26 protein-coding genes, 1 tRNA gene and 1 other RNA gene are annotated in these 23,654 nt (G+C 67.5%); 11 read left to right on the top strand and 17 right to left on the bottom strand.

Annotated elements, in window-relative coordinates; all coding sequences use genetic code 11:
* From AX676_RS15905 to tkt, 14 genes are all read right to left on the bottom strand, one after another.
* Complete coding sequence (locus AX676_RS15905) at positions 1-933, bottom strand: NADH-quinone oxidoreductase subunit C (RefSeq protein WP_066476348.1); 933 nt, start codon at positions 931-933, stop codon at positions 1-3.
* Positions 926-1,174, bottom strand: coding sequence for a hypothetical protein (locus AX676_RS15900; RefSeq protein WP_082731187.1), 249 nt, complete (start codon positions 1,172-1,174; stop codon positions 926-928). Before AX676_RS15900 ends, AX676_RS15905 begins: the two co-directional genes overlap by 8 nt.
* Positions 1,171-1,722: a NuoB/complex I 20 kDa subunit family protein gene (locus AX676_RS15895; RefSeq protein ID WP_443026010.1), complete on the bottom strand. Its 552-nt coding sequence runs from the start codon at positions 1,720-1,722 to the stop codon at positions 1,171-1,173. The genes AX676_RS15900 and AX676_RS15895 overlap by 4 nt, the downstream gene beginning before the upstream one ends.
* Positions 1,719-2,093, bottom strand: a complete 375-nt coding sequence (gene ndhC / locus AX676_RS15890; protein ID WP_066476354.1) for an NADH-quinone oxidoreductase subunit A — start codon at positions 2,091-2,093, stop codon at positions 1,719-1,721. The genes AX676_RS15895 and ndhC overlap by 4 nt, the downstream gene beginning before the upstream one ends.
* Before the next feature lie 128 nt (positions 2,094-2,221).
* Positions 2,222-3,037 carry an inositol monophosphatase family protein gene (locus tag AX676_RS15885; RefSeq protein ID WP_066476355.1) on the bottom strand — a complete coding sequence of 272 codons (816 nt, stop codon included), beginning with the start codon at positions 3,035-3,037 and terminating at the stop codon, positions 2,222-2,224.
* A 128-nt stretch (positions 3,038-3,165) separates the two neighbouring features.
* On the bottom strand, positions 3,166-3,483 hold the full coding sequence (locus tag AX676_RS15880) for a cupin (RefSeq protein WP_066476357.1): 318 nt from the start codon (positions 3,481-3,483) through the stop codon (positions 3,166-3,168).
* A gap of 5 nt (positions 3,484-3,488) precedes the next feature.
* A complete protein-coding gene (gene efp / locus AX676_RS15875; protein ID WP_066476360.1) occupies positions 3,489-4,052 on the bottom strand; it encodes an elongation factor P in 564 nt (187 codons plus the stop codon).
* A 206-nt stretch (positions 4,053-4,258) separates the two neighbouring features.
* On the bottom strand, positions 4,259-6,580 hold the full coding sequence (locus AX676_RS15870; protein ID WP_082731186.1) for a TonB-dependent receptor: 2,322 nt from the start codon (positions 6,578-6,580) through the stop codon (positions 4,259-4,261).
* Between the two features lie 249 nt (positions 6,581-6,829).
* Complete coding sequence (thiE, locus tag AX676_RS15865) at positions 6,830-7,546, bottom strand: thiamine phosphate synthase (RefSeq protein ID WP_066476363.1); 717 nt, start codon at positions 7,544-7,546, stop codon at positions 6,830-6,832.
* Positions 7,547-7,553: 7 nt separating this feature from the next.
* A complete protein-coding gene (locus tag AX676_RS15860) occupies positions 7,554-8,459 on the bottom strand; it encodes a fructose bisphosphate aldolase (protein ID WP_156437615.1) in 906 nt (301 codons plus the stop codon).
* Positions 8,460-8,492: 33 nt separating this feature from the next.
* Complete coding sequence (locus AX676_RS15855; RefSeq protein ID WP_066476368.1) at positions 8,493-9,683, bottom strand: phosphoglycerate kinase; 1,191 nt, start codon at positions 9,681-9,683, stop codon at positions 8,493-8,495.
* The gene (locus AX676_RS15850; RefSeq protein WP_066476369.1) at positions 9,680-10,138 is read right to left on the bottom strand and encodes an MOSC domain-containing protein; all 459 of its coding nucleotides are present in this window, start codon (positions 10,136-10,138) and stop codon (positions 9,680-9,682) included. Before AX676_RS15850 ends, AX676_RS15855 begins: the two co-directional genes overlap by 4 nt.
* 9 nt (positions 10,139-10,147) lie before the next feature.
* Positions 10,148-11,155 (bottom strand): type I glyceraldehyde-3-phosphate dehydrogenase, encoded by a 1,008-nt coding sequence (gene gap / locus AX676_RS15845; RefSeq protein ID WP_066476370.1) that lies wholly within the window; start codon positions 11,153-11,155, stop codon positions 10,148-10,150.
* A gap of 24 nt (positions 11,156-11,179) precedes the next feature.
* Positions 11,180-13,144, bottom strand: a complete 1,965-nt coding sequence (gene tkt / locus AX676_RS15840; RefSeq protein ID WP_066476373.1) for a transketolase — start codon at positions 13,142-13,144, stop codon at positions 11,180-11,182.
* A 166-nt stretch (positions 13,145-13,310) separates the two neighbouring features.
* On the opposite strand from tkt, the gene AX676_RS15835 reads away from it, so the two are divergent.
* From AX676_RS15835 to AX676_RS15815, 6 genes are all read left to right on the top strand, one after another.
* Positions 13,311-13,526, top strand: a complete 216-nt coding sequence (locus AX676_RS15835) for a hypothetical protein (RefSeq protein WP_066476376.1) — start codon at positions 13,311-13,313, stop codon at positions 13,524-13,526.
* A complete protein-coding gene (locus AX676_RS15830) occupies positions 13,523-13,825 on the top strand; it encodes a cell division protein ZapA (RefSeq protein ID WP_066476377.1) in 303 nt (100 codons plus the stop codon). Before AX676_RS15835 ends, AX676_RS15830 begins: the two co-directional genes overlap by 4 nt.
* A gap of 11 nt (positions 13,826-13,836) precedes the next feature.
* Positions 13,837-13,995, top strand: a non-coding RNA gene (gene ssrS / locus AX676_RS18595) — 6S RNA.
* A 319-nt stretch (positions 13,996-14,314) separates the two neighbouring features.
* Positions 14,315-14,878 carry a 5-formyltetrahydrofolate cyclo-ligase gene (locus tag AX676_RS15825; protein WP_066476380.1) on the top strand — a complete coding sequence of 188 codons (564 nt, stop codon included), beginning with the start codon at positions 14,315-14,317 and terminating at the stop codon, positions 14,876-14,878.
* Positions 14,878-15,084 (top strand): DUF2842 domain-containing protein, encoded by a 207-nt coding sequence (locus tag AX676_RS15820; protein ID WP_066476385.1) that lies wholly within the window; start codon positions 14,878-14,880, stop codon positions 15,082-15,084. The genes AX676_RS15825 and AX676_RS15820 overlap by 1 nt, the downstream gene beginning before the upstream one ends.
* A gap of 154 nt (positions 15,085-15,238) precedes the next feature.
* A complete protein-coding gene (locus AX676_RS15815; protein WP_066476388.1) occupies positions 15,239-16,603 on the top strand; it encodes an ABC1 kinase family protein in 1,365 nt (454 codons plus the stop codon).
* A gap of 29 nt (positions 16,604-16,632) precedes the next feature.
* On the opposite strand, the gene AX676_RS15810 is transcribed toward AX676_RS15815, so the two are convergent.
* The 3 genes from AX676_RS15810 to AX676_RS15800 form a co-directional block, all read right to left on the bottom strand.
* A complete protein-coding gene (locus AX676_RS15810; RefSeq protein WP_066476393.1) occupies positions 16,633-16,989 on the bottom strand; it encodes a PRC-barrel domain-containing protein in 357 nt (118 codons plus the stop codon).
* A gap of 128 nt (positions 16,990-17,117) precedes the next feature.
* Positions 17,118-17,194, bottom strand: a tRNA-Asp gene (locus tag AX676_RS15805).
* 23 nt (positions 17,195-17,217) lie between these two features.
* A complete protein-coding gene (locus AX676_RS15800) occupies positions 17,218-18,441 on the bottom strand; it encodes an AI-2E family transporter (RefSeq protein WP_082731185.1) in 1,224 nt (407 codons plus the stop codon).
* A gap of 70 nt (positions 18,442-18,511) precedes the next feature.
* On the opposite strand from AX676_RS15800, the gene glpK reads away from it, so the two are divergent.
* Genes glpK through accD form a run of 5 tightly spaced genes read left to right on the top strand, consistent with a single transcriptional unit; the run spans position 18,512 to position 23,637 of the window.
* Complete coding sequence (glpK, locus tag AX676_RS15795; protein ID WP_066476394.1) at positions 18,512-19,984, top strand: glycerol kinase GlpK; 1,473 nt, start codon at positions 18,512-18,514, stop codon at positions 19,982-19,984.
* 58 nt (positions 19,985-20,042) lie between these two features.
* Positions 20,043-20,678: a phosphoribosylanthranilate isomerase gene (locus AX676_RS15790; RefSeq protein WP_066476395.1), complete on the top strand. Its 636-nt coding sequence runs from the start codon at positions 20,043-20,045 to the stop codon at positions 20,676-20,678.
* A 49-nt stretch (positions 20,679-20,727) separates the two neighbouring features.
* A complete protein-coding gene (trpB, locus tag AX676_RS15785) occupies positions 20,728-21,957 on the top strand; it encodes a tryptophan synthase subunit beta (RefSeq protein ID WP_066476397.1) in 1,230 nt (409 codons plus the stop codon).
* 34 nt (positions 21,958-21,991) lie between these two features.
* The gene (gene trpA / locus AX676_RS15780) at positions 21,992-22,783 is read left to right on the top strand and encodes a tryptophan synthase subunit alpha (RefSeq protein ID WP_066476400.1); all 792 of its coding nucleotides are present in this window, start codon (positions 21,992-21,994) and stop codon (positions 22,781-22,783) included.
* Positions 22,780-23,637: an acetyl-CoA carboxylase, carboxyltransferase subunit beta gene (gene accD / locus AX676_RS15775; protein WP_066476403.1), complete on the top strand. Its 858-nt coding sequence runs from the start codon at positions 22,780-22,782 to the stop codon at positions 23,635-23,637. The genes trpA and accD overlap by 4 nt, the downstream gene beginning before the upstream one ends.
* Positions 23,638-23,654 lie beyond the last annotated feature (17 nt).

Here is a 23,654-nt window from a genome sequence, read left to right as displayed (position 1 = left end):
TCACACCTCCCCTTTCGGCTCGGCCTTGGGCTTGCGGGCGCGCTTTGCCGCCGGCTTCGCCTCGGTCGCGGGATCGGCAGCCTTCGCGCGTGGCGCGCGCTTGGCCTTGGGCTTTTCCGCGGGCAGGTCGCCCGGATGCGGCTGGCCCGCACCGCTCTGGCCGGTATGCTCGGTGGTCTTGACCTCGCTGACCGCGGGCGCGACCGCGGGCGATGCGTCGGCCTTGGCGACCTGATCAGCGGTTGCCGGTGTCGGCGCCCCTTTGGCCTCGGGCGCAGCCGGCGGCGCAGGAGCGGGCGGCGGAGGTGCAGGCGGCGCGGGTGCCTTCTCGTCGCCCGGCAGCACATACTGCGCGCCCTCCCAGGGGCTCAGGAAGTCGAAAGTGCGGAAATCCTGCGCCAGCTTGACCGGTTCATAGACGACGCGCTTGGCCTCTTCGGAATAGCGCAGCTCGACATGCCCGCTCAGCGGGAAATCCTTGCGGAACGGATGCCCGCGAAAGCCATAGTCGGTCAGGATGCGGCGCAGGTCCGGATTGCCGTCGAACAGCACGCCGTACATGTCGTACACTTCGCGCTCCAACCACCCCGCGACCGGCCAGATCCCCGTCACCGACGGCACCGCCGCGACTTCGTCGGTCGTGACGCGCACGCGGACGCGGTGGTTTCGCGTCAGGCTGAGCAGATGGTAGCAGACGTCGAACCGCTCGGCCCGCGCGGGATAATCGACCCCCGCAATCTCCATCAGCTGCTGATATTCCAGGCCCGGCGTATCGCGCAGCAATATCATCGCTTCGACCAGGCGGTCGCGTACCACGGTCAGCGTCACTTCGCCGACCAGGTCCTGCGCCTCGACGATCATGTCGCCCAGCGCGGCGCGCGCGGTGTCGATCACGCCGTCATTGGCGACATAGCGGGGGGCCGAACTAAGCATCGCGCGCCTCCTCCACACGGGTCAGGCGATGGATCACCAGTTCGCCGACCTCAAGCCGCTCGACGCGCGCGCGGCGGACGATCAGCCGGCCGATGACGACCGCGCCCAGCGCGATGAACCCCGCGGCCAGCGCGCCGCCGGCCAGCATGCCGACCGCGCCCGCGCCCGTGGCGGTCGCACCGGTTGCGCTGGCCTTCGTGACGCGCGTCGGCCTGTCCAGGAATGACGAAGGCGCGTTCACCGCTCGATCGTCCCGACACGGCGGATCTTCCGCTGCAACTGCATCACGCCATAGAGCAGCGCCTCGGCGGTCGGCGGACAGCCGGGGACATAGATGTCGACCGGAACGATCCGGTCGCAGCCGCGCACCACGCTGTAGCTGTAGTGGTAATAGCCGCCGCCATTGGCGCAGCTGCCCATCGAGATAACGTATTTGGGCTCCGACATCTGGTCGTAAACCCGGCGCAGCGCCGGTGCCATCTTGTTGCACAGCGTGCCCGCCACGATCATCACGTCCGACTGGCGTGGGGACGCGCGCGGGGCGACGCCGAACCGCTCCATGTCATAGCGCGGCATGTTGACGTGGATCATCTCGACCGCGCAGCACGCCAGGCCAAAGGTCATCCACCACAGGCTGCCGGTGCGCGCCCAGTTGAACAGGTCCTCTGTCGAGGTGACCAGGAAGCCCTTGTCCCCCAATTCGCCGTTCAGATCGTTGTAAAACTGCACGTCCGGCGGGACGATCGCATCACCCGGCACCGCGGGGTTAAGCTGGTTCATCTCACTCATTCCCAATCCAGCGCGCCGACCTTCCAGGCATAGATCAGGCCCAGCGCCAGTTCGCCGATGAAGATCATCATCGAAATCCACGCGACCCAGCCAAGGTCGAACACCGTCACCGCCCAGGGATAGAGGAATGCGGCCTCCAGATCGAAGACGATGAACAGAATCGCGACAAGGTAGAAGCGCACGTCGAACTGGCTGCGCGAATCCTCGAACGCGGGAAAGCCGCATTCATATTCGGCAAGCTTTTCCGGCGTCGGCTGGTGCGTGCCGGTCAGCCGCGACACCACCATCGGCAGGAACACGAACGCACAGGAAAGCGCCAGCGCCACGCCCAGGAACAGCAGGATCGGCAGATATTGCAGCAGGTCGGGCAAGGCACCTTCTCGCGGTTGCGGAATATCGCTCGGCTTCTAGGCCGATGGGGGTGGCGGAGCAAGGGCGCGGGCGGCAAAAAACATGCGGTCCCGGCCCCGAAAATCGCGGGTCCCAGCGCGCGCCGCGTCTAGCGCAGCGACGTCGCAACCAGCTTGTGCAGCTTGGAATGCAGGCCGTCGGTGGCGGCCAGGAACTCGTTGCGCTCCATCGCCCGATCGGACCCGCGAAAGTCGGTGACGAAGCCGCCCGCTTCCTTGACCAGCAACATGCCGGCCGCGACATCCCACGGCTGGAGCCCGCTTTCCCAATAGCCGTCGAAGCGCCCCGCCGCGACCCAGGCAAGGTCGAGCGCTGCCGAGCCGAACCGCCGGACGCCCGCGACTTCGGGCGCAACTGCGCCGAAAATGCGGCTCCACTCGGCGAAATTGCCGTGGCCCAGGAACGGAATTCCCGTCGCAATCAGCGCATCGGCCAACTCGGTGCGCGCCGACACCCGCAGCCGCTGGTCGGTCAGCCACGCACCGCGGCCCTTCTCGGCCCAGAAGCTCTCGTCGGTCAGCGGTTGATAGACGAGGCCATGGGTGATCTCGGGCTTGCCCTGGGGCCCGCGCGGATCCTCGACCGCGATGGAGATGGCGAAATGCGGGATGCCGTGCAGGAAGTTGCTGGTGCCATCCAGCGGATCGACGATGAAGCGCGGCTTGTCGGGATCGCCGGCGACCTCGCCGCCTTCCTCGAGCAGCATGCCCCAGTCGGGCCGCGCCTTGCGCAGTTCCTCGACGATCGTCTGCTCGGCACGCTTGTCGGCCATCGACACGAAATCGGCCGGTCCCTTGCGGCTGACCTGCAGGTGCTGGACCTCGTTGAAGTCGCGGCGCAGGCGCGGCGCGGCCTTGCGCGCGGCGCGGTCGATGACGGTGATCAGGCCGGAATGGGCTACCATGTTAAACCTTTGGCCCGCTCCCCCATGGGGAGAGGGTTGGGAGAAGGGAATGAGGGGAGATCGACCGGCCTAAGCCAGCCCCTCTCCCCGACCCTCCCCCCGACGGGGAGAGGGAGATTCAAAGGCTCTTACACCGAGCCTTTTCGTTCGACGACCAGGATGCGCGCCTCGCCCTGCGGACGCGCGACATGCTCGTCGCCCACATCGGCCATGAAGATATCGCCGCTGTTCAGCAGCACGCGATGCTCTTCGCCCGCCAGGCGATAGTGCATGTCGACCGTACCATCGATGACCACGAACACCTCGGCACCGTCATTGACGTGCCACTTATAGGGCTGGTCGGTCCAATGCAGCCGCACTGTCGCGCCGTCGATCTCGGCCAGGTCGCGCGCGCCCCAGGCGCGGTCAGCGCGAAAGCTGCGCGCGTCCGTGATGATCGTCGGCATGTCGTTCAATCCGCGCGGCGGACATAGGTCTGTTCATAGACATCGACGACGATGCGGGTGCCCGCGCCGATATGCGGCGGCACCATCACGCGCACGCCATTGTCGAGGACAGCGGGCTTGTAGCTCGACGACGCGGTCTGGCCCTTTACCACCGCATCCGCCTCGACGATCGTCGCCTCGATCGTGTCGGGCAGCTGGACGCTGATCGCTTCCTCGTCATAGAGTTCCATCACCACGTCCATGCCGTCCTGAAGGAAGGCGGCCGCATCGCCCAGCAAGTCGCGGGGCAGCGTGGTCTGTTCATAGGTTTCCTTGTCCATGAAGACGAGCATGTCGCCCTCGGGATAGAGGAACTGGAAATCCTTGGTATCCAGCCGGACGCGCTCGACCGTCTCGGCCGAGCGGAAGCGGACGTTGTTCTTGCGGCCGTCGCGCAGGTTCTTCATCTCGACCTGCATATAGGCACCGCCCTTGCCCGGCTGGGTGTGCTGAATCTTCACGGCGCGCCAGATGCCGCCTTCATATTCGATGATGTTGCCGGGGCGAATGTCGACGCCGCTGATCTTCATGGCTGTGCCTGCAAGTTGGAAAGAGCGAGAAGCCGGGCCTTTATCCGTGCAGGCGCGCGGGGGCAAGAACCTCCACGATATTGCCCGATTGCGGGCACCCACCGTCGGCGGCGCGCGGACAGTGCCCGATCGGGCGAGGCAGGGAAGCCGGGTGGGTCGTGCCGCGGGACCGGGGGCATCCGTCCCGGTCCCGCGGCGAACCTGGTCTACAAATCGGCGCGGATCGAAAGCTGCCACGTCCGGTCGGGGCCGGGCCGGAAGGTCGCGAGCCCCGTCGTCGCGACGTTGATCGTGCCCAGATAGTCCTTGTTGAACAGGTTATCGACATTGGCGCGGATACGGATCGCCTTGAACGGTCCGGCGTCGATGCCTTCGCCGAAGTCGACATAGGCGTTGAAGATCGCGTAGCCGGGGATTTGCTGGCTATTGATGAAATTGGTGTTGCGCTCGCTCAGGTAACGTCCGGAGAAGTTGGCGACGAGCCAGCTGGTCGGCTCGATCGTCACCCCGGCCTGGACCAGCCATTCGGCATTGTCGGGCACCCGGTTGCCCGCGATCGACAGCGTCGAATAATTGTCCAGGAATTTCGCGATGTTGTAGGTGACGTTGGCGTTGACGTAGAGGAAGTCGACCGGCTTGACGATGCCGGTCAATTCCGCGCCATAGGACTCGACCGATCCGACATTCTGGAAAAAGGTCTCGAGCTGCGGCGAACCCGGGACGGGTGCCGCAAAGGACTGAAGCCGGTTGTCGAAGCGCGTGTAGAACAGCGCAAGCGACGCATTGAATGCCGGGCGATTGGTACGAAAGCCGAGCTCGTAATTCTTCGATGTTTCCGCATCCGGTCCGGGCGCGAGCGGGCTGGCGGCGGAGAAGATGTCGTCGGCACCGCGCGGCAACGCCATGTTCTCCGAATAGGACGCGAAAATCTGTTCGCGTCGGGTGATGTTGAAGACCGCCCCGACCTGGGGGAGGAACAGATCTTCATAACGGTCGGTCAGGCGCGGCTGGCGTCGCGCGATATAGTCCGCGGGGTTGCGATACCCCCGGATTTCGTAGCCGATGGTCAACCCCTTGGCCCCGAGATCGAGCTTGAGCCGGTCGTCGAGCAGGTTGAGCGACAGCTTGGCATGGAGTTGCAGCGTTTCGCGGGTCGAGACGTAATCGCGCTGGCGGTGGACCGGCTCGTTCAGCAGCGGCTCGCCGTCGGGATTGCCGTTGGCGTGGTTGAAGCGGTCCTGGGTGCGATGATAATCGTCATTCTCGCCCCAGAAGCCAAACTGGACCAGGTGCGGGCCGACATCGACGCTGAAGTCGCCGACGACGCCGTACCGTGTGCCCTCGATCGTCGACAGGCCGTATTGCAGGCCGCGCGGCGCAAACAGGCCGGGCACGATCAGGCGCTGGGCGTTGTGGGACGCAAGCGAGGTCGCATAGGCTTCGGGCGATACGCCGTATCCCTTCTTGTCCTCATAATAGAGGACCGGCTTGAACGAGAAGCCGCCCGTTACCTGGAAATCGCCGGAAACGCTGTAGAGATAGTCGGTGCGCGAGTTGATCGCCTGCTTGAAATACTGATTGTACAGCGCGTTCGAGAACGGAATGGTCGGCGCGGTCGCCAGCGGCGCCAGCACCGGCACCTCGGCCAGATAGGCGAAATAGCGGCCGCTGCGCCCGAACGGATCGCCCGCCGTCCCCTCATATTGCGCCTGGCTGATCGCCGGCGAATCGAAGTCGAAATAGTCGTTGTAGAGAAAGCGTGCGCGGATCGCGTGATCGCCGAACGCATAGCGCGCCTTGGCCTCGACATGTTCGCGATCGATCGTGCCCGGCCCGCGCCACACATCGGCGTCGAGCTTCGAATAGCTGGCATAGGCGGAGAAGCCGCCGAGATTGCCGGTATCGAGGCGGAGATAGCCGCGCGTGAAGGAATCGGCGCCGACGGTGAACTGGCCGGTCGCGCCCATTTCATCATTGGGGTCGGTGGTGAAATACTGAACGATGGGGCCAAGCGAGGCATAGCTGGGTAGCGACACGTCGCCCGCGCCGGGGCTGGCGGTCACCCGCTCGAGATTCTCGTTCTCGACATAGCGGAAGATCGGGCTGCCCCCGAACTGATCCGAACGCCCCATCGGCACGCCGTCGAGCACGAAGCCGATCTGCTGGAAATTGAAGGCGCGGACGAACACCGAGTTGCCGAATTCATAGAGACCGAGCGCGTCGTTGGCCTGGACGTTGAACCCGGGCAGCCCCTCGAGCATCTTGAGGCCCGAAATCCCCGCCGGCGCGGACAGCAGCGCCTCACGCGTGATCGAGATCGTCGACGTCGTCTGGTCGGTGCCGATCGCGACCTCGGCATCGGACACGCGCCGGCCGGTGACATAGATTTCCTCGTCCGGCGGCGTTTCCGGCCGCTGGCTGGCGGCACCGGCGACCGACTGGGCGCGCGCGGCGGGCGACAGGGATGAAAGCGAAGCAAGCGATACGACGATCATCGCGGTCGTCGACCGCGCGCAGGTGACCAGCATGGAATCTTCCCCCTTCGGAAGTGAATCCAGGCCTCTCCGTCTCCACCTGTTTCCGCCGCGCCGCTTGCCGGCTGTCGGTCGAACTGGTGAATATGTCTCCGCCGCATCGAACGAAACCATGCCGTCCGACGCCGCGTCCGGCGCCCTGCGGAACGCCAGAACAAGATGCTGCAAAAATGGATCTAATCTGACAAGCGATTTCGACCGCTGCGCGCATAAAATGCGCGGCCGTCGTGCGCGGTGCAGTCGTTATTTCGGGGCTGCGACAGACGTGTCCTGCCCCCCGGACCCCAGCACCGCGGCGAAATCGCGCATCGCCTGCACTTCGTCGCCCGCCCACACCGCGCCCGAAACCGCGATGAAATCCGCACCGGCCGCGATCAGCGCGGGCGCGTTTGCGGGGGTGATCCCGCCGATCGCCACGCAGGGCAGCTCGAACACCGTCGTCCACCAGCTGAGCAGCACGGGATCCGCACGGTGGCGCGCATCCTTCGTCGTCGAAGGAAAGAAGGCGCCGAACGCGACATAATCCGCCCCCGCCTCGCCCGCTTCCATCGCCAAATGGCGGCTGTCGTGACACGTCACGCCAATCTGCATCGATGGCCCGACCAGTTGACGCGCCTCGCGCGGATCGCCGTCGCCCTGCCCCAGGTGGACGCCGTCCGCCCCCAGCCGCCGGGCGAGCGACACATCGTCGTTGACGATGAAGGCGACATCGCGATCGGCGCAGATGCGCTGCAGCGGCTCGGCCAAACGTGCGGCCTGATGCTGGTCGACGCCCTTGACCCGGAACTGGAACGCCGCCGCCGGCCCGGCATCGAGCGCACGCGCCAGCCGGTCGGGGAAACCCCCGCCCACGTCCAGCGGCGACACCAGATAGAGCTGGCAGGCCGGACGCCGATCGTCGCGCACGAACTGCGCGGCGAAATCGGGGTCGAGCGGGCCGAGCGGATCGTCGTCGGTCATGCCGCGGTCATGCCGGCACGGCGACCTTGTCGACCGACGCGGTGTAGATGTCGTCGATCGCTGTGCCGAGTGCGGCGTCGAATTCCGCGTCGCTCATCGGATGGCGCAGCTCCTCGAGCAGGGCGCGGCTGAAACTTGCGATCATGCCGCGATTCTTCGCCAGCTCGGCACAGGCCTCGGGGCGCGCATAGCCGCCCGACAGCGCGACGACGCGCAACACGCGCGGATGATCGACCAGCGGATCGAACAGGCCCGGCGTGGCGGGGATCGACAGTTTGAGCATCACGCGGTCGTCACCCGGCATCGCGTCGAGCGCCAGCAGGATCTCGTCGCGCAGGATCGCGTCGGCGGCCGCGCGCTCGGGCGACTTGATGTTCACCTCCGGCTCGATGATCGGCACCAGCCCGCTCGCCAGGACCTGACGTGCCACCTCGAACTGCTGCGCGACGACGGCCGCGATGCCGGCCTGGTTGGCAAGGTTGATGACCGAACGCTCCTTGGTCCCGAACACGCCCAGCGCCCGCGCGCGGGTGAGCAGCGTGTCGAGATCGGGCATCGGCTTCATCAGCTGGACGCCGTTCGCCTCGTCTTCCAGCCCCTTGTCGATCTTGATGAACGGCACGACCCCGCGCGCGATCAGCGCCGCAGGGGTCGGCTGCCCCGCCACTTCGCCGTCCATCGTCCGCTCGAACAGGATCGCGCCCAGCACCTTGTCGCCGGTGAATACGGGCGAAGTGATGATCCGCGCCCGCATGGCGTGGATGAGCGCGAACATCTCCTCATCGGTCGACCACGCGGTTTCGTCGACGCCATAGCCCTTGAGCGCCTTGGGCGTCGATCCGCCCGACTGGTCGAGCGCGGCGATGAAGCCCCTGCCCTCGGCGATCCGGGCAGTCATGTCGGCCTGGTTCATCAACTCTGTTCTCCTGTACGGGTTCGGTTCGGCTTAGCGGGCAAGGGCAGCGACGCCGGGCAACGCCTTGCCCTCCATCCATTCGAGGAACGCGCCGCCGGCGGTCGAGACGAAGGTCATGTCGGCCGCGACCCCGGCCTGGTTGAGCGCGGCGACGGTGTCGCCTCCGCCGGCGACCGACACCAGCGACCCCTCGCGGGTCAGCGCGGCGGCGGTGCGGGCCAGCGCCACGGTCGCAGCATCGAACGGGGGCGTCTCGAACGCGCCGAGCGGGCCGTTCCACACGAGCGTGCGACAGGTCTTGAGCACGTCGGCGAGCGCCTCAGTCGCTGCGGGTCCGATGTCGAGGATCATCTCGTCGGCGGCGACCTCATGGACATTGGCGGTGCGCAGCGATGCGGGGTGCGCGGCGAACTCGGTCGCGACCATCACGTCATAGGGCAGGTGGACGGTACAGTTGGCGGCATCGGCCGCATCCAGGATCGCCTCCGCGGTTGCGGTCAGGTCATGCTCGCACAGGCTTTTGCCGACATCGACGCCGCGCGCGGCGAGGAAGGTGTTGGCCATGCCGCCGCCGATGATCAGATGATCGACGCGCGCGACCAGATGCCTGAGCACGTCGAGCTTGGTCGACACCTTCGCCCCGCCGACCACCGCGGCGACGGGATGCTCGGGATTGCCCAGCGCCTTGTCGAGCGCATCGAGCTCGGCCTCCATCTGACGCCCGGCAAAGGCCGGCAGGCGACGCGCCAGACCCTCGGTCGAGGCATGCGCGCGATGCGCGGCCGAGAAGGCATCGTTGACATAGAGGTCGCCCAGCGCCGCGAAGCGTTCGACCACCGCCGGATCGTTCTTTTCCTCACCGCCGAAGAATCGGGTATTCTCGAGCAGCCCGATATCGCCGGGCTGGAGCGTCGCGACCGATTCCGCCGCGCCCTCCCAGTCGATATATCGCACCGCACGACCGAGCACGTCGGACAGGGGGCGCGTGATCTGGGCCGTCGAATGTTCGGGCGACGGCACCTTGGGCCGGCCGAAATGCGCCAGGATCAGGACGATCGCGCCACGATCGGCCAGTTCGGTGATCGTCGACACCGCGGCGCGCAGCCGCGTGTCGTCGGTCACCGCGCCGTCGGCCATCGGCACGTTCAAATCCTCGCGCACCAGCACGCGCTTGCCGGTGACGTCACCGATATCGTCGAGGGTCTTGAAATTGCGGCTCATGCTTCGATCCTTATTGCGTCGCCGATGCGGATGGTCCCACCGGTGACGACCTTCGTACATGCCCCGCCCCGCCAGTCCGGGGTCAGCGCGGCACGCAGTCCGGGCGCGACTTCCTCCATGCGGCTGCACGGTTCGCATTCGACCGTGACGCGCAGCACAACCTCCGTACCGATGCGCAGCAGCATGTCCGGCTGCTGCGGGAGGTCGAGCCCCTCGACCAGCAGGTTGGCGCGCCGGTGCCACCACGGCAGCGTGTGGCCGACCTCCGCCATCGCCTGTGCCCAGTCGCCCGCCTCGATCAGCGTCACCTGGCGGCGGCCGCGACCGCCGGGCTTGATCGCCCCGCGAAGATCACCGTGCAGGCCACCATCGACGCTGACCGCCACCGCGTCGACCACCTCGATCGGCGCGCGGGGCCGGGCATGTCGGGCGATCCCGGCGAGGCGACCGGTCATCGTCCTGGCTCAGCCCAGCTTCGCCATCGCGCTGGCGGTATCGACCATGCGGTTGGAGAAGCCCCATTCATTGTCGTACCAGCTGACGACGCGCACCAGCTTGCCGTCGATCACCGCGGTCTCCAGGCTGTCGATTGTCGAGGACGCCTGATTGTGCATCAGATCGATCGAGACCAGAGGCTCGTCCGAATAGTCGAGGATGCCGGCAAGCGGCCCGCTTTCCGACGCGGCCTTCAGGATCGCGTTGACCTCGTCCTTCGTCGTTTCGCGCGCGGGCGTGAAGGTCAGGTCAACCAGGCTGACGTCCGGCACCGGCACCCGGATCGCCGAACCGTCGAGCTTGCCCTTCAGCTCGGGCAGCACTTCGCCCACCGCGCGCGCAGCACCGGTGGTGGTCGGGATGATCGACATCGCGGCCGCCCGCGCGCGGCGCAGGTCGGGATGGATCTGATCCAGGATCTTCTGATCGTTGGTATAGGCGTGGACGGTGGTCATCAGCCCGCGCTCGATCCCGATCGCGTCATTCATCACCTTGGCAACCGGGGCCAGGCAGTTGGTCGTGCACGACGCGTTGGACACGATGGTGTGCGCGGCCTCCAGCTTGTCGTGGTTGACGCCATAGACGACCGTCAGGTCGACATTCTTGCCGGGGGCGGAAATCAGCACCTTCTTGGCACCTGCATCGATATGCTTCTGCGCCGACGCGCGGTCGGTGAAGAAGCCCGTGCATTCCAGCACGATGTCGACGCCGTGCTTGGCGTGCGGCAGGTTGGCGGGATCGCGCTCGGCGGTGACGGCGATGCGCTTGCCGTCGATCACCAGGTCGGTACCGTCGGCGGCGACGCTGCCCGGATATTTGCCGTGCACCGAATCGCGGCTGAACAGCCACGCATTCGACTTGGCATCGGCAAGATCGTTGATCGTCACCAGCTCGAGCCCGCAATCCGGACGCTCCAGGATCGCGCGCGCCACGAGGCGGCCGATGCGCCCAAAGCCGTTGATCGCAACCTTCGTCATGTCGTGCTTACTCCCGTGAAGCCGTTAGAGTCGTTCGATGATCCGCGGCGTGATCGCATCCGCGGTCAGCCCGAAATGCTGGTAGAGCACAGGCGCTGGTGCCGACGCACCGAAGCTGTCGATCCCGAAGCGCAGCCCGTCCGTCCCGGTATAGCGTTCCCAGCCCAGCGTCGTTCCCGCCTCGATCGACACGCGCAGCGCGTCGACGGGCAACAGGTCGGCACGATAACCCGCGTCCTGCGCGTCGAACCGTTCCCAGCACGGCATCGACACGACGTCGGCACCGATGCCGCGCTCCTCCAGCGCCGCGCGCACCGCGACCGCGATCTCGACCTCGGAACCGGTGGCGATCAGCACCACGCGGCGCGGCGCGCTGGCCGCCTGCAGGCGATAGGCGCCGCGCGCCGAGCGGTTCTCGCCCGCCGCTTCGGTGCGCAGCTGGGGCAGGTTCTGGCGGGTGAGCGCCAGCACCGCCGGGCCGTCGGCGCGCCGCAGCGCGAGTTCCCAGCATTCTGCGGTCTCGACCGCATCGCAGGGCCGATAGACCTCCAGATTGGGGATCAACCGCAGGCTGGTCAGGTGCTCGACCGGCTGGTGGGTCGGCCCGTCCTCGCCCAGCCCGATCGAATCGTGCGTGAGCACATAGATGACGCGCGCCTGCTGAAGCGCCGACAGACGGATCGCCGCGCGGCAATAATCGGCGAAGACCAGGAACGTGCCGCCATAGGGGATGACGCCACCATGCAGCGCCATCCCGTTCATCGCCGCTGCCATGCCGAATTCGCGGATGCCATAGCTGACATAGCGGCCCGAATAATCGTCGGTCGTCAGCGGTGCCTGATCCTTCGTCCGCGTGTTGTTGGAGCCGGTCAGATCGGCCGAACCGCCGATCGTCTCGGGCAGCTGGGCATTGATCGCGCCCAGGGCCAATTCGGACGCCTTGCGCGTCGCGACTTTCTGCGGGGCCGCGATCAGTCCGTCGACATGCGCGGCGAGGCTGAAATCGGCGGATAGCTCGCCCGACATCCGTCGCAGAAATTCGTCTTTATCTTGATGGCTTGCCAGGCGCTGCTGCCATTCGGTGTGAAGACCGGCGTGCGCCCTGCCCGCCGCCAGCCACGCATCGCGAATGTCCTGCGGTACCTCGAACGGCGGCGCGGTCCAACCCAGCGCCTCGCGCGCGGCGGCGACTTCGGCGGTACCGAGCGGCGATCCGTGGACGCCCGAGGTGCCGCCCTTGTTGGGCGCGCCCTTGCCGATCGTCGTGCGGCAGCGGATCAGCGACGGCAGGTCCGAGTCACGGGCTTCGGTCAGCGCGCGCTCGACATCGGCGAAGTCATGCCCGTCGCATTCGACGACGTGCCAGCCCGATGCGCGATAGCGCGCGGGGATATCCTCGCTCGACGACAGCGCGACCGCGCCGTCGATGGTGATGCGGTTGTCGTCCCACAGCACGTTCAACCGCCCGAGCTTCAGATGCCCGGCCAGCCCCACCGCCTCATGGTTGATGCCTTCCATCAGGCAGCCGTCGCCGGCGATCACCCAGGTGCGATGGTCGACCAGCGCATCGCCGAACACCGCGTTCAAATGACGCTCGGCGATCGCCATGCCGACCGCGGTGGCAAAGCCCTGGCCCAGCGGCCCAGTGGTCGTCTCCACGCCGGGCAGCTCGAAATTCTCCGGGTGCCCCGCACACGGGCTGCCGAGCTGGCGGAAATTGCGGATGTCGTCGATCGTCGGGCGCGCATAGCCGGTCAGGTGCAGCAGCGCATAGATCAACATCGACCCATGCCCGGCCGACAACACGAAACGATCGCGGTCGGGCCAGCGCGGGTCGGCGGGATCGTGCTTCAGGAACCGGGTGAACAGGACGGTCGCGGCGTCCGCCATCCCCATCGGCATCCCCGGATGGCCCGAATTGGCGGCTTCGACCGCATCCATGGCAAGCGCCCGGATCGCGTTGGCGAGTTGGGTGTCGGTCGCGGCCATGCTGCTCCTTGTTCGGCCAGCCGGATCGCCTGGCCCATCGCGCCACGGTGCCGGGATCGGCCGCGGCCATAATGCTGATGGCCCGCCCCTTTGCGGCGGCGACGCGCCTTCGTCAACCGGCCAGCCGCGCTTGCCCGTGCGTGCCGGGCGGCGTAATCGTCATGCGATGGCCGACCTTGCTTCCGACGACATGACCAACCCTGCCCTCGCGCGAATCGAACGCGCCGTGGCGCGTATCGAGCGGGCGTCCGCTGCGCGCGTCGCCGCCTCCGCCGCGCTTACGCGACGCCACCAGCTGCTGCGTGCACGCATGACCGACGCGCTCGACGCGCTCGACACGCTGATCGCCGCGCAAGAGGCGCGGGGGACCGAGGACGCATGAGCCACGTCCTGCTCACCGTCGCCGGGCGCCAGCATCAGGTCGCGTGCCGTCCCGGCGACGAGGCGCGGCTCGAACGGCTGGCCGCCCTGCTCGATCGCCATTCGGACGCCGCGATCAAGGTCGCCGGCGGCGTGCCCGGCGAGCGGGCGATGCTGTTCGTCGCGCTGATGATCGCCGACGAACTGGCCGATGCCCAGGCCAATCCGCCATCGGGGGTTGCGGACCATCTGCTTTCCAGCCTGGCCGAACGACTCGAAGCAATCGCGGCGGTGCTTGAGGAAGACGCGCCGACCTCCTAGATAGGGGACGGCGGGAACTGCCCGGTACGAGCTTTAGCGAAAATCCCTGAGGCGATAAAATCATCCAAGGGAGCTGTCCCTGCCCGGACCCTGGTCCGAAGCACATGGCCCCCACCTGACGTTACCGGCGTCAGAGGATATTCCAGCAACCGACCCATGGTGGTCCCCGCCACCCCCGTTTGCGAAAGTTGATGGGACGACGATCAGATCGCCCACGGGTGGTCGTAAAGATGTTCCATCGCGTCACATACCGCTCATCCTGAGTAGGGGCTGAGCCCTTCGAGGCCGCCTGCGGCGTCGCTCAGGATAAACTTCGGCTTTGCCGAAGCCGAAGCCTGTCCTGAGCGCCTGCCTTGGCAGGCAGTCGAAGGGACCCGTATCGAAGGACTCACGCGCGCGCTCGTCCTTCGATAGGCCATTTCGACAAGCTCAATGGCTACCCACGATGAGCAGGTTTAGAGATCTGTCCACATGCAGACAGGCCCAGAAATGACGATGGACACCGACAAATCCGCCCTGCGCGCCGAATTGCGCGCGCGCCGCGATGGCTTTGCCACGGACAAGGAAGCCGCCTTCGTCATGCCGGGATGGCTGCGCGCGCGGATCGCGCCGGGCACCGTCGTTGCCAGCTACTGGGCGGTCGGCAGCGAAGCCGATCCGTCGGGGATCGAGCGCGATGCCCGGATGCTGGGCGCGGCGATCGCGCTTCCGCATGTCGCGGCCTCGCGTGCGGTGCCGATGCGCTTCCTCGCCTGGTCGCCGGGCCAGCCGCTGGTCGACGGGCCGATGCGCCTGAAGCAGCCCGCCGCCAGCGCGACCGAGCTCGTCCCCGACATCATCCTGACGCCGCTGATCGGTTTTGACGATGCGTTCAACCGGCTCGGCCAGGGCGCAGCTTATTACGACCGCGCCTTTGCCCGCTTCCCCGATGCGCTCCGCATCGGCGTCGCATGGTCGGTGCAGGAGGTGCCCGCCGTGCCGGTCGACCCGTGGGACGTGCCGCTGCACGCCGTGATCACCGAACGCGGCCTGTTCATGACCGGAGACTGGTAATGGAACCCAATTGGCGCAAGCCCGTCGGCATGCTGGCGATTTTGATCGCCGCCTTCGTGTGGATCGGCCTCGTCGCGAGCTTTTCGGCGACGATCGGGGGCTTGCACTGGGCGGTGCAGGCGCTGGTCTACGCGGTGACCGGCGTGATCTGGATCGCGCCGATGAAGCCGTTGCTGCGCTGGATGGAAACCGGGCACTGGCGATAGCGCCCGATCTGGGACGAAGGTTGCGCGCGTCGCCCCGGCAGAGGCCGGAACCATTGACGAATGCGGGAACGCCCCCTGCCCCATAGCCCGCATTGAAGCGCGACCGCCGCGCCTTACCTGCGTGGGATAAAGCCTTTCACCGGAGCATGTCCAAATGGCCCTTCCCCCCGATCGCCGGCACGGCACCGCAGTGCCCACCGGACGGTTCGCGCGATTGGCCAGGTTCGGCGGCCTTGCCTCGGGCGTGGCCGGCGGCATGCTGGTCGACGGGGCGCGACAATTCGCCGCCGGCAAGCGGCCGAACGTCGGCGACCTGTTGCTGACCCCTGCCAATGCGATGCGGGTGACGGCGCAGCTCGCGCAGCTGCGCGGCGCGGCGATGAAGATGGGGCAGTTGCTGTCGATGGATGCGGGCGAGCTGCTGCCGCGCGAGTTGACCGACATCCTCGCCCGGCTGCGCGCCGACGCCGATCACATGCCGCCGGGTCAGCTCAACACGGTCCTCGGCCAGGCATGGGGCCGCGACTGGCGCCGGCAGTTCGCCGAGTTCGGTCAGCGCCCGATCGCCGCCGCGTCGATCGGCCAGGTGCACCGTGCGCGCACGCGCGACGGCCGCGATCTGGCGATCAAGATCCAGTATCCGGGCGTCGCCCGCAGCATCGACAGCGATGTCGACAACGTCACCGCGCTGCTCCGCGTATCGGGCCTCGTCCCCAAAAAGATCGACGTCGCGCCCCTGCTGGCGGAGGCGAAGCGGCAGCTGCACGACGAAGCCGATTATGCGCGCGAGGGCGCTTATCTGGCGCGGTTCAAGACCTTGCTCGCCGATCGGCCGGAATTCGTCGTGCCCGACTCGCACGCCGACCTTACCCGCCCGACCATCCTCGCCATGGATTTCGTGACGGGCGTTCCGGTCGAGTCGCTCGTCGATGCGCCGCAAGCCGAGCGCGACCGCGTCGTCACGCTGCTGCTCGAACTGGTGCTGCGCGAGCTGTTTGAATTCGGGCTGATGCAGACCGATCCGAATTTCGCCAACTATCTCTACGACCCCGCGACCAGGCGGATCGCGCTGCTCGATTTCGGGGCCGCGCGCGAAATCGCGCCGGAAACCGCGGCGGGGTATGCGCGCCTGCTGAACGCCGCACTCGACGGCGATCTGGACCGCGCGCGCGAGGTTGCGGCGGCGGCGGGCTTCATCAATGCGGACGCGCCGCGCTGGCGGCAGGAAAAGGTGATTGCGATGCTGGATCGCGGCCTTGCGCCACTGCGTGGCGACGCGATGTTCGATTTCGGCGCGCGCGACATGCTTGCGGAGATGCGAGCGGAGGGCGTCGAACTGGCGGCCGATCGCAGCCAGTGGTTCCTGCCCCCGGTCGACACGCTGTTCATCCAGCGCAAGATCGGCGGCATGTATCTGCTGGCTACCCGACTGCGCGCGCGGGTGAACGTGCGCACGCTGTTCGAGCGCTATCTGCCCGCAGACGTGCAACTGCCGACGCCGGCAGCCGCCGTCATATGACGGCGGCGCCGGAGCCCGTTTCTGGATGATCAGGCGTAGTTCAGGCCATAATACCCATGGACCTGCTCGCCATAGGCGCGATCATAGGTCGGCTCGTCCTGATCGTAGCGCGGTGCGTTCTCCAGCTGCTCCTTGGTCAGGCTGACGACATAGCCGCCCTTGTCGGTGTCATAAGTCAGTGTCTGCCACGGCAGCGGATAGTGGCTGTGGCCCATGCCGAACAGGCCGCCGAACGACATGACCGCATATTCGACCTGGCCCGACATCTTGCCGACCATGAACCGCTCGATCGTGCCGAGCCGGTCGCCGTCGGCGCCGTAGACCGCCGTGCCCTCGACCTTGTCCGAAGCGATCAGATCAATGGTTTCGCGTGAGTCGATGTCCATGGTTACCCTCCATACTGGTCGCCGCTCCTTGGCGGCGGCGACAGGAAGGGAACGCCCCGTGTCCGGGTTAAGTTCAACGATTTTCGAGAAATTTCGGCGCGGCCGAACGCGCGGCGCTGCGCGGGCAATGGCGCGAGTGACGGGGCTCGAACCCGCGACCTCCGGCGTGACAGGCCGGCGCTCTAACCAACTGAGCTACACCCGCATATCCTTGCGAGAGCGCGGCACCTAGAGGACGGCCTCGGGGCTGTCAACACCCCCGGCGGGCGATGTTTCGCGCTTCGGCGCATGCTCGCGCGGCGGCTCGTTCACCAGCGTCCCATGCTCGAACAGGAAGCCCGCGATATCGGGACGTCCTGCCGCGCGCAGCACCCGCTGAAAGATGATCAGCAGCGGCACCGCGAGCAGCGCGCCGGCCGTTCCCCATACCCAGCCCCAGAAGCTGAGCGCGATCAGGATCGACAGCGGATTGATCGTCAGCCGGTGACCGATGACCAGCGGCGTGAACAGGTTCGCCTCGACCAGATGCGCGGCAATCATGATGAAGGCCGGCATCAGCGCCCACCACAGCTGGTCGAAGGTCATCAGGCCGCCCAGCGCCAGCAGCGCCGCCGCCAGGATCGGCCCGAAATAGGGGATGTAGTTGAGCAGCGCGACGATCCCGCCCCACATCAGCGGCGTCGGCATCCCGATCAGATAGACGCCGCCCGCGACGACCAGGCCGAGCGACAGGTTGATCAGCGTGATCGTGCCCAGATAGGCCGACGTGTCGTCGACGACGTCCTGGATCACCCGCGCCGTCGCCAGCGCCCCGCCAAAGCTCGACCGGCTGGTGATCGCCGACTGGCGCAGCCGCGTCCACCCCGACAGGAAGAAGTAGATGACCAGGATGACGAAGAACATTTCGATGAGCGCCGACGGGGCCGACGTCCCGACCAGGTCGAGCAGCGAACGGGGCGGCTCCACGACGGCTTCGTTGCGGCGGGCGGGCGCGCTCGCCACCTCGCTGATCAGGCGGTTCACGAACTTCTCGAAGCTCGAATAGAAATCGATGAGCGGGGCGATGTTCGTCTGGATGCGGGCGATCCGCTCGGGCAGCACCTGGACCCAGCTCCACGCCGGCACGACGATCGACGCGAGCGCGATGTTGGCGATCGCCAGGAACACGAATACGCACAGGAACGCCGCAAGCGGCGACGGCAGCCGCCGCCGTTCCAGCCATTCCAGCAACGGCACCAGCGCGATCGCGACGACGATCGCCGCGGTCAGCGGCAGGAAGAAGCGGTATCCGGCCTGGAGCGCGAAGGGCAGCGCGAGCACCAGTCCGACGCCCGCGATCAGGGTCAGCCCGGCGAGCAGGCGGTCGCGGCGCAGTTCCTCGTCATGATGGGTATCGCCGGTCAGGCGTTCGGGATCATGCTCGCCCGGCCCGGTGACGTTGTGCTGGTTCATGCTGCCTGTGTAGAACAGCCAGCGGGCAAGGGGAATTCCCCCCGCCGGTCGTCCGGCCTATGCTGATGCGATGGAAAAGCTGATCCTGGTGCTCGACGCGGGCACCACCTCCACCCGCGCGATGCTGTTCGACCCCGACCGCGGCCATGTCGCCCACGAAGGCCGGCCGATCACGCAGCATTACCCGCGTCCCGGCTGGGTCGAACATGACGCCGGCGAAATCTGGCGCGAATCGCTGGCGTGCGCACACGCGATGGTCGCGCGTGCCGGCGGCGCCGACCGGATCGCCGCGATCGGCATCACCAACCAGCGCGAAACCGTCGTGTTCTGGGACCGGGCAACGGGCGAGCCGCTCGCCCCGGCGATCGTGTGGCAGGACCGCCGCACCGCAGATCTTTGCGCCGCATGGCGCGACGCGGGCGAGGAACCCGGGGTGCAGGCGCGCACGGGGCTCCGGCTCGATCCCTATTTTTCGGGCAGCAAGGTCGCCTGGGCGATGGCGAACTGGCCCGAGGTCGCCGCGGCGGCGCAAGCCGACCGGCTGGCAATCGGTACCGTCGAAAGCTGGCTCGTGTGGAAACTGACCGGCGGGGTGCATGTCACCGATGCGACCAACGCATCGCGCACCTTGCTGATGGCGCTGGGCAGCGGCAGCTGGGACGACGGGCTGATCGAGCTGTTCGGCGCGCCGCGCGCGGCGTTGCCCGCGATCGTCGATTGCGCCGGATCGTTCGGCGAGACGACCCTGTTCGGCCATCCCATCCCGATCACCGGCATGGCCGGCGACCAGCAGGCCGCGTCGATCGGCCAGGCGTGCCTCAATCCCGGCGAGACCAAGGCGACGTTCGGCACGGGCGCATTCGTGCTGACCCATACCGGCGCGACGCCGCCGGTGTCGCGCCACCGGCTGCTGGCGACGCTGGCGTGGCAGATCGACGGTCGGCGCGCCTATGCGATCGAAGGGTCGGTGTTCGTCGCCGGCAGCCTGATCAAATGGCTGCGCGACCAGGTCGGCCTGATCGGAACCGCCCAGGAAACCGAGGATCTGGCCCGCAGCGTCGCCGACAATGGCGGCGTCTATCTGGTCCCGGCGCTGAGCGGCATCGGCGCGCCGTGGTGGCAACCCGACGCCCGCGCAGCGATTTCCGGCCTCAGCTTTTCCAGTACCCGCGCGCACATCGTCCGCGCCGCGCTGGAGGCGATGGCGCACCAGGCGCATGACCTTAAGACCGCCTTCGCCGCCGATGGTGCCGACTGGGCGCGGCTGCGCATCGACGGCGGCATGGTCGCCAACGACTGGATGGCCCAGGACCTGGCCGACATGCTCGACGTGACGGTCGAGCGCCCGGATTTTGCGGAGACCACCGCGATGGGTGCCGCCATGCTTGCCGGGCTGGGCTGCGGCCGCTTCGCCTCGCTGGAGGCGGCGGCGGCGATGCGCGGACCGGTGCGCGAATTCACCCCGTCGATCGACCCGGACCTGCGCGCGCGCCGGCTGGCGGGCTGGGCGCACGCAGTGAAGCAGGTGCTGGCGCCCGCCTGACCACCGGCGCCTGACTGCCGGGGCTTGCGCGCGCCGCCGAGGCTTCTATGGCGGCGCGATGCCCGCCACGGTCAAGATTTGCGGCCTGTCGACCGCCGACACGCTCGATGCCGCGATCGGCGGCGGCGCGAGCCATGTCGGGTTCGTCTTCTTCGCGCCAAGCCCGCGCAACCTCGCCCTCGAACAGGCGATGGCGCTCGCGGCGCGCGTGCCCGATCGGGTCGCGCGGGTCGGCGTCTTCGTCGATCCCGACGACACCCTGATCGACGCGGCGGTCGCGGCGGGCAGGCTCGATGCCTTGCAGCTTCACAAGACCGCGCCCGGACGCGTCGCCGCGATCGGCGCGCGCACCCGGCTTGAGACCTGGGCGGCGGTGGCGATCAAGACCGCGCGCGATCTCGACCAGGTGCGCGATTTCGCGGGCGCGGCCGACCGCATCCTTTATGACGCCAAGACGCCGGAGGGCGCGACGCTGCCCGGCGGCATGGGCGTGCGCTTCGACTGGGCGCTGCTCGACGGGTTCCGGCACCCGCTGCCCTGGGCGCTGTCGGGCGGGCTCGACGCGGGCAATGTCGCCGAAGCAATCCGGCGAACCGGCGCGACCCTGGTCGATGTGTCGTCCGGCGTCGAGCGCGCACCGGGCACGAAGGACCCGGCGAAGATCGCCGCGTTCCTGAAGGCGGTGCACGGATAGGCGATGCCGTATCGACTTGGGGCTCGCAGGTGCTAAACGCACCCGCATCATGAACGCACCCAACAGTTTCCGGGCCCAACCCGACGAGCGCGGGCATTTCGGCGATTATGGCGGCCGCTATGTCGCCGAAACGCTGATGCCGCTGATCCTCGACCTGGAGCGCGAATATCGCGCGGCGCAGGCCGATCCCGCCTTTGCCGCCGAGTTCGACGACCTGCTCGAACATTATGTCGGCCGCCCGAGCCCGCTTTATTATGCGCCGCGGCTGACCGAGGCGCTGCGCGCGGGCGCCCCCGACGGCATGGGCGCGGAAATCTGGTTCAAGCGCGACGAGCTCAACCACACCGGCGCGCACAAGATCAACAACTGCATCGGCCAGATCCTGCTCGCGCGCCGCATGGGCAAGACGCGGATCATCGCGGAGACGGGTGCCGGCCAGCATGGCGTCGCAACCGCCACGGTCTGCGCGCGCTTCGGCCTGCCCTGCGTCATCTACATGGGCGCACGCGACATCGAGCGGCAGCAGCCCAATGTGTTCCGCATGAAGCTGCTCGGCGCGGAGGTCCGCCCGGTGACGAGCGGCGCGGCGACGCTCAAGGACGCGATGAACGAGGGGCTGCGCGACTGGGTCGCCAATGTCCACGACACCTTCTACATCATCGGCACCGCCGCCGGGCCGCACCCCTATCCCGAGCTCGTCCGCGATTTTCAGAGCGTGATCGGGCGTGAAGCGCGCGCGCAGATGCTCAGCCGCACCGGCCGCCTGCCCGATCTGCTGGTCGCGGCGATCGGTGGCGGATCGAACGCGATCGGGCTGTTCCACCCCTTTCTCGACGACGCGGACGTCAGGATGCTCGGCGTCGAGGCGGCCGGGCATGGGCTCGACAAGGAACACGCCGCGTCGCTGGCGGGGGGCTTCCCCGGCATCCTGCACGGCAACAAGACCTACCTGCTCCAGGACGAGGACGGCCAGATCACCGAGGCGCATTCGATCTCGGCCGGCCTCGATTATCCCGGCATCGGGCCGGAACACGCGTGGCTGAAGGATATCGGCCGGGTCGACTATACCTCGATCACCGACGCGGAGGCGCTCGATGCGTTCCAGCTGCTCTGCCGCACCGAAGGCATCATCCCGGCGCTCGAACCGAGCCACGCCATCGCCGCCGTCGCCAAGGTCGCGCCGACGATCCGCGCCGACCAGGTCATCCTCGCGAACCTGTGCGGACGCGGCGACAAGGATATCTTCACCGTCGCCGAGGCGCTGGGAGTGGCGATGTGAATCGGAGCCACTCCACGTCAGGCGAGAGGGCTATATGACCCGCCTCTCCGCCGCCTTCCCCGCCGACCGCGCCGCGCTCGTCACCTTCGTCACTGCCGGCGATGGCCCCACCCCCGCCATCCTCGACGCGCTGGTCGCGGGCGGGGCGGACGTGATCGAGCTGGGAATGCCGTTCACCGACCCGATGGCGGATGGCCCGGCGATCCAGGCGGCAAATCTGCGCAGCCTCGCCGTCGGTACCACGACGCGCGATATCCTGGCGATCGCTGCAGATTTTCGCGCCCGCCATCCCAGCGTCCCGCTCGTCCTGATGGGCTATGCCAACCCGATGCTCCGGCGCGGGGCGGAGTGGTTTGCCGAGCAGTGCGCGACGGCCGGTATCGACGGCGTCATCTGCGTCGACATCCCGCCCGAGGAGGACGATCAGCTCGGCCCGGCGCTGCGCACCGCGGGCATCGCGCCGATCCGGCTCGCCACCCCCACCACCGATACCGCGCGCCTGCCCGCGGTGCTCGATGGCGCATCGGGCTTTCTCTACTATGTCTCGGTCGCCGGAATCACCGGGCTGCAACAGGCCGCGCAGGCCTCGATCGAAACGGCAGTCGCCCGGCTCAAGCCCGCGACCGACCTGCCGATCGCGGTCGGCTTTGGCGTGCGCACGCCCGAACAGGCGGCGGCCATCGCCCGCGTCGCCGACGGCGTCGTCGTCGGATCGGCGATCGTCGAGCTGATCGCCGCGAACGGTGCCGACGCGCCCGCCGCCGTCACCGCCTATGTCCAATCACTGCGCGCCGCGATCGACGCGGCGCAGAAGGAACCTGCATGAGCTGGCTCAACCGCGTTCGCAACGCGATCGCCTCCGTCGTCGCGACCAAGGAAACGCCCGACAATCTCTGGCATAAATGCCCCAAATGCCAGCAGCTGATCTTCACCCGCGAGTTCGAGGAAAATCTGCACGTCTGTCCGTCCTGCGGCCATCATGAGCGCATCGGCCCGAAGGAGCGGTTCGCGCAGTTGTTCGACGAAGGATCGATGAAGCTGCTGCCCGCGCTGCGCGTGCCCGAAGACCCGCTCAAGTTCCGCGACTCCAAGCGTTATGTCGACCGGCTCAAGGCCGCACGCGTCGAAACCGGCGATCCGGATGCCTTCGTCAACGCGCGCGGCACGATCCACGGGCACCGTGCGGTGATCGGCGTGCAGAACTTCGCCTTCATGGGCGGATCGATGGGCCAGGCGGTGGGCGAGGCGTTCATCGCGGGCGCCGAGGCCGCGATCGCCGCCAAGGCGCCGTTCATCGTCTTCACCGCATCGGGCGGCGCGCGGATGCAGGAAGGCATTTTGAGCCTGATGCAGATGCCACGCACCACCGTCGCGATCGAGATGCTGCGCGAGGCGGGCCTGCCCTATATCGTCGTGCTGACCGATCCGACCTCGGGGGGCGTGATGGCTGCCTATGCGATGCTGGGCGACATCCACATCGCCGAGCCCAAGGCGACGCTGGCGTTCACCGGGCGGCGCGTGATCGAGCAGACGATCCGCGAAAAGCTGCCCGACGATTTCCAGACCGCGGAATATTATCGCGACCATGGCCTGATCGACATGGTCGTCGAGCGCAAGGCGCTGCGCGACACGCTGGCGCAGGTGATCGGCTATCTGTGCGGGGAGCGCCAGGCCGCCTGACGCGCTACCCCCGCCGA

This window comes from Sphingomonas sp. CCH21-G11, from assembly GCF_001555965.1.
In the GTDB taxonomy this organism is placed as follows: domain Bacteria; phylum Pseudomonadota; class Alphaproteobacteria; order Sphingomonadales; family Sphingomonadaceae; genus Sphingomonas.
The sequence above is the reverse complement of the archived record's forward strand: the minus strand, read 5'-3'. Positions and strand labels throughout refer to the sequence as shown.

Excerpts from the sequence above, each read along its gene's own strand:
- AX676_RS15905 (WP_066476348.1), bottom strand. The coding sequence starts at position 933 with ATGCTTAGTTCGGCCCCCCGCTATGTCGCCAATGACGGCGTGATCGAC.
- AX676_RS15895 (WP_443026010.1), bottom strand. The coding sequence starts at position 1,722 with ATGAGTGAGATGAACCAGCTTAACCCCGCGGTGCCGGGTGATGCGATC.
- AX676_RS15885 (WP_066476355.1), bottom strand. The coding sequence starts at position 3,037 with ATGGTAGCCCATTCCGGCCTGATCACCGTCATCGACCGCGCCGCGCGC.
- AX676_RS15880 (WP_066476357.1), bottom strand. The coding sequence starts at position 3,483 with ATGCCGACGATCATCACGGACGCGCGCAGCTTTCGCGCTGACCGCGCC.
- efp (WP_066476360.1), bottom strand. The coding sequence starts at position 4,052 with ATGAAGATCAGCGGCGTCGACATTCGCCCCGGCAACATCATCGAATAT.
- AX676_RS15870 (WP_082731186.1), bottom strand. The coding sequence starts at position 6,580 with ATGCTGGTCACCTGCGCGCGGTCGACGACCGCGATGATCGTCGTATCG.
- thiE (WP_066476363.1), bottom strand. The coding sequence starts at position 7,546 with ATGACCGACGACGATCCGCTCGGCCCGCTCGACCCCGATTTCGCCGCG.
- AX676_RS15860 (WP_156437615.1), bottom strand. The coding sequence starts at position 8,459 with ATGAACCAGGCCGACATGACTGCCCGGATCGCCGAGGGCAGGGGCTTC.
- AX676_RS15855 (WP_066476368.1), bottom strand. The coding sequence starts at position 9,683 with ATGAGCCGCAATTTCAAGACCCTCGACGATATCGGTGACGTCACCGGC.
- AX676_RS15850 (WP_066476369.1), bottom strand. The coding sequence starts at position 10,138 with ATGACCGGTCGCCTCGCCGGGATCGCCCGACATGCCCGGCCCCGCGCG.
- gap (WP_066476370.1), bottom strand. The coding sequence starts at position 11,155 with ATGACGAAGGTTGCGATCAACGGCTTTGGGCGCATCGGCCGCCTCGTG.
- tkt (WP_066476373.1), bottom strand. The coding sequence starts at position 13,144 with ATGGCCGCGACCGACACCCAACTCGCCAACGCGATCCGGGCGCTTGCC.
- AX676_RS15835 (WP_066476376.1), top strand. The coding sequence starts at position 13,311 with ATGGCCGACCTTGCTTCCGACGACATGACCAACCCTGCCCTCGCGCGA.
- AX676_RS15830 (WP_066476377.1), top strand. The coding sequence starts at position 13,523 with ATGAGCCACGTCCTGCTCACCGTCGCCGGGCGCCAGCATCAGGTCGCG.
- AX676_RS15825 (WP_066476380.1), top strand. The coding sequence starts at position 14,315 with ATGACGATGGACACCGACAAATCCGCCCTGCGCGCCGAATTGCGCGCG.
- AX676_RS15820 (WP_066476385.1), top strand. The coding sequence starts at position 14,878 with ATGGAACCCAATTGGCGCAAGCCCGTCGGCATGCTGGCGATTTTGATC.
- AX676_RS15815 (WP_066476388.1), top strand. The coding sequence starts at position 15,239 with ATGGCCCTTCCCCCCGATCGCCGGCACGGCACCGCAGTGCCCACCGGA.
- AX676_RS15810 (WP_066476393.1), bottom strand. The coding sequence starts at position 16,989 with ATGGACATCGACTCACGCGAAACCATTGATCTGATCGCTTCGGACAAG.
- AX676_RS15800 (WP_082731185.1), bottom strand. The coding sequence starts at position 18,441 with ATGAACCAGCACAACGTCACCGGGCCGGGCGAGCATGATCCCGAACGC.
- glpK (WP_066476394.1), top strand. The coding sequence starts at position 18,512 with ATGGAAAAGCTGATCCTGGTGCTCGACGCGGGCACCACCTCCACCCGC.
- AX676_RS15790 (WP_066476395.1), top strand. The coding sequence starts at position 20,043 with ATGCCCGCCACGGTCAAGATTTGCGGCCTGTCGACCGCCGACACGCTC.
- trpB (WP_066476397.1), top strand. The coding sequence starts at position 20,728 with ATGAACGCACCCAACAGTTTCCGGGCCCAACCCGACGAGCGCGGGCAT.
- trpA (WP_066476400.1), top strand. The coding sequence starts at position 21,992 with ATGACCCGCCTCTCCGCCGCCTTCCCCGCCGACCGCGCCGCGCTCGTC.
- accD (WP_066476403.1), top strand. The coding sequence starts at position 22,780 with ATGAGCTGGCTCAACCGCGTTCGCAACGCGATCGCCTCCGTCGTCGCG.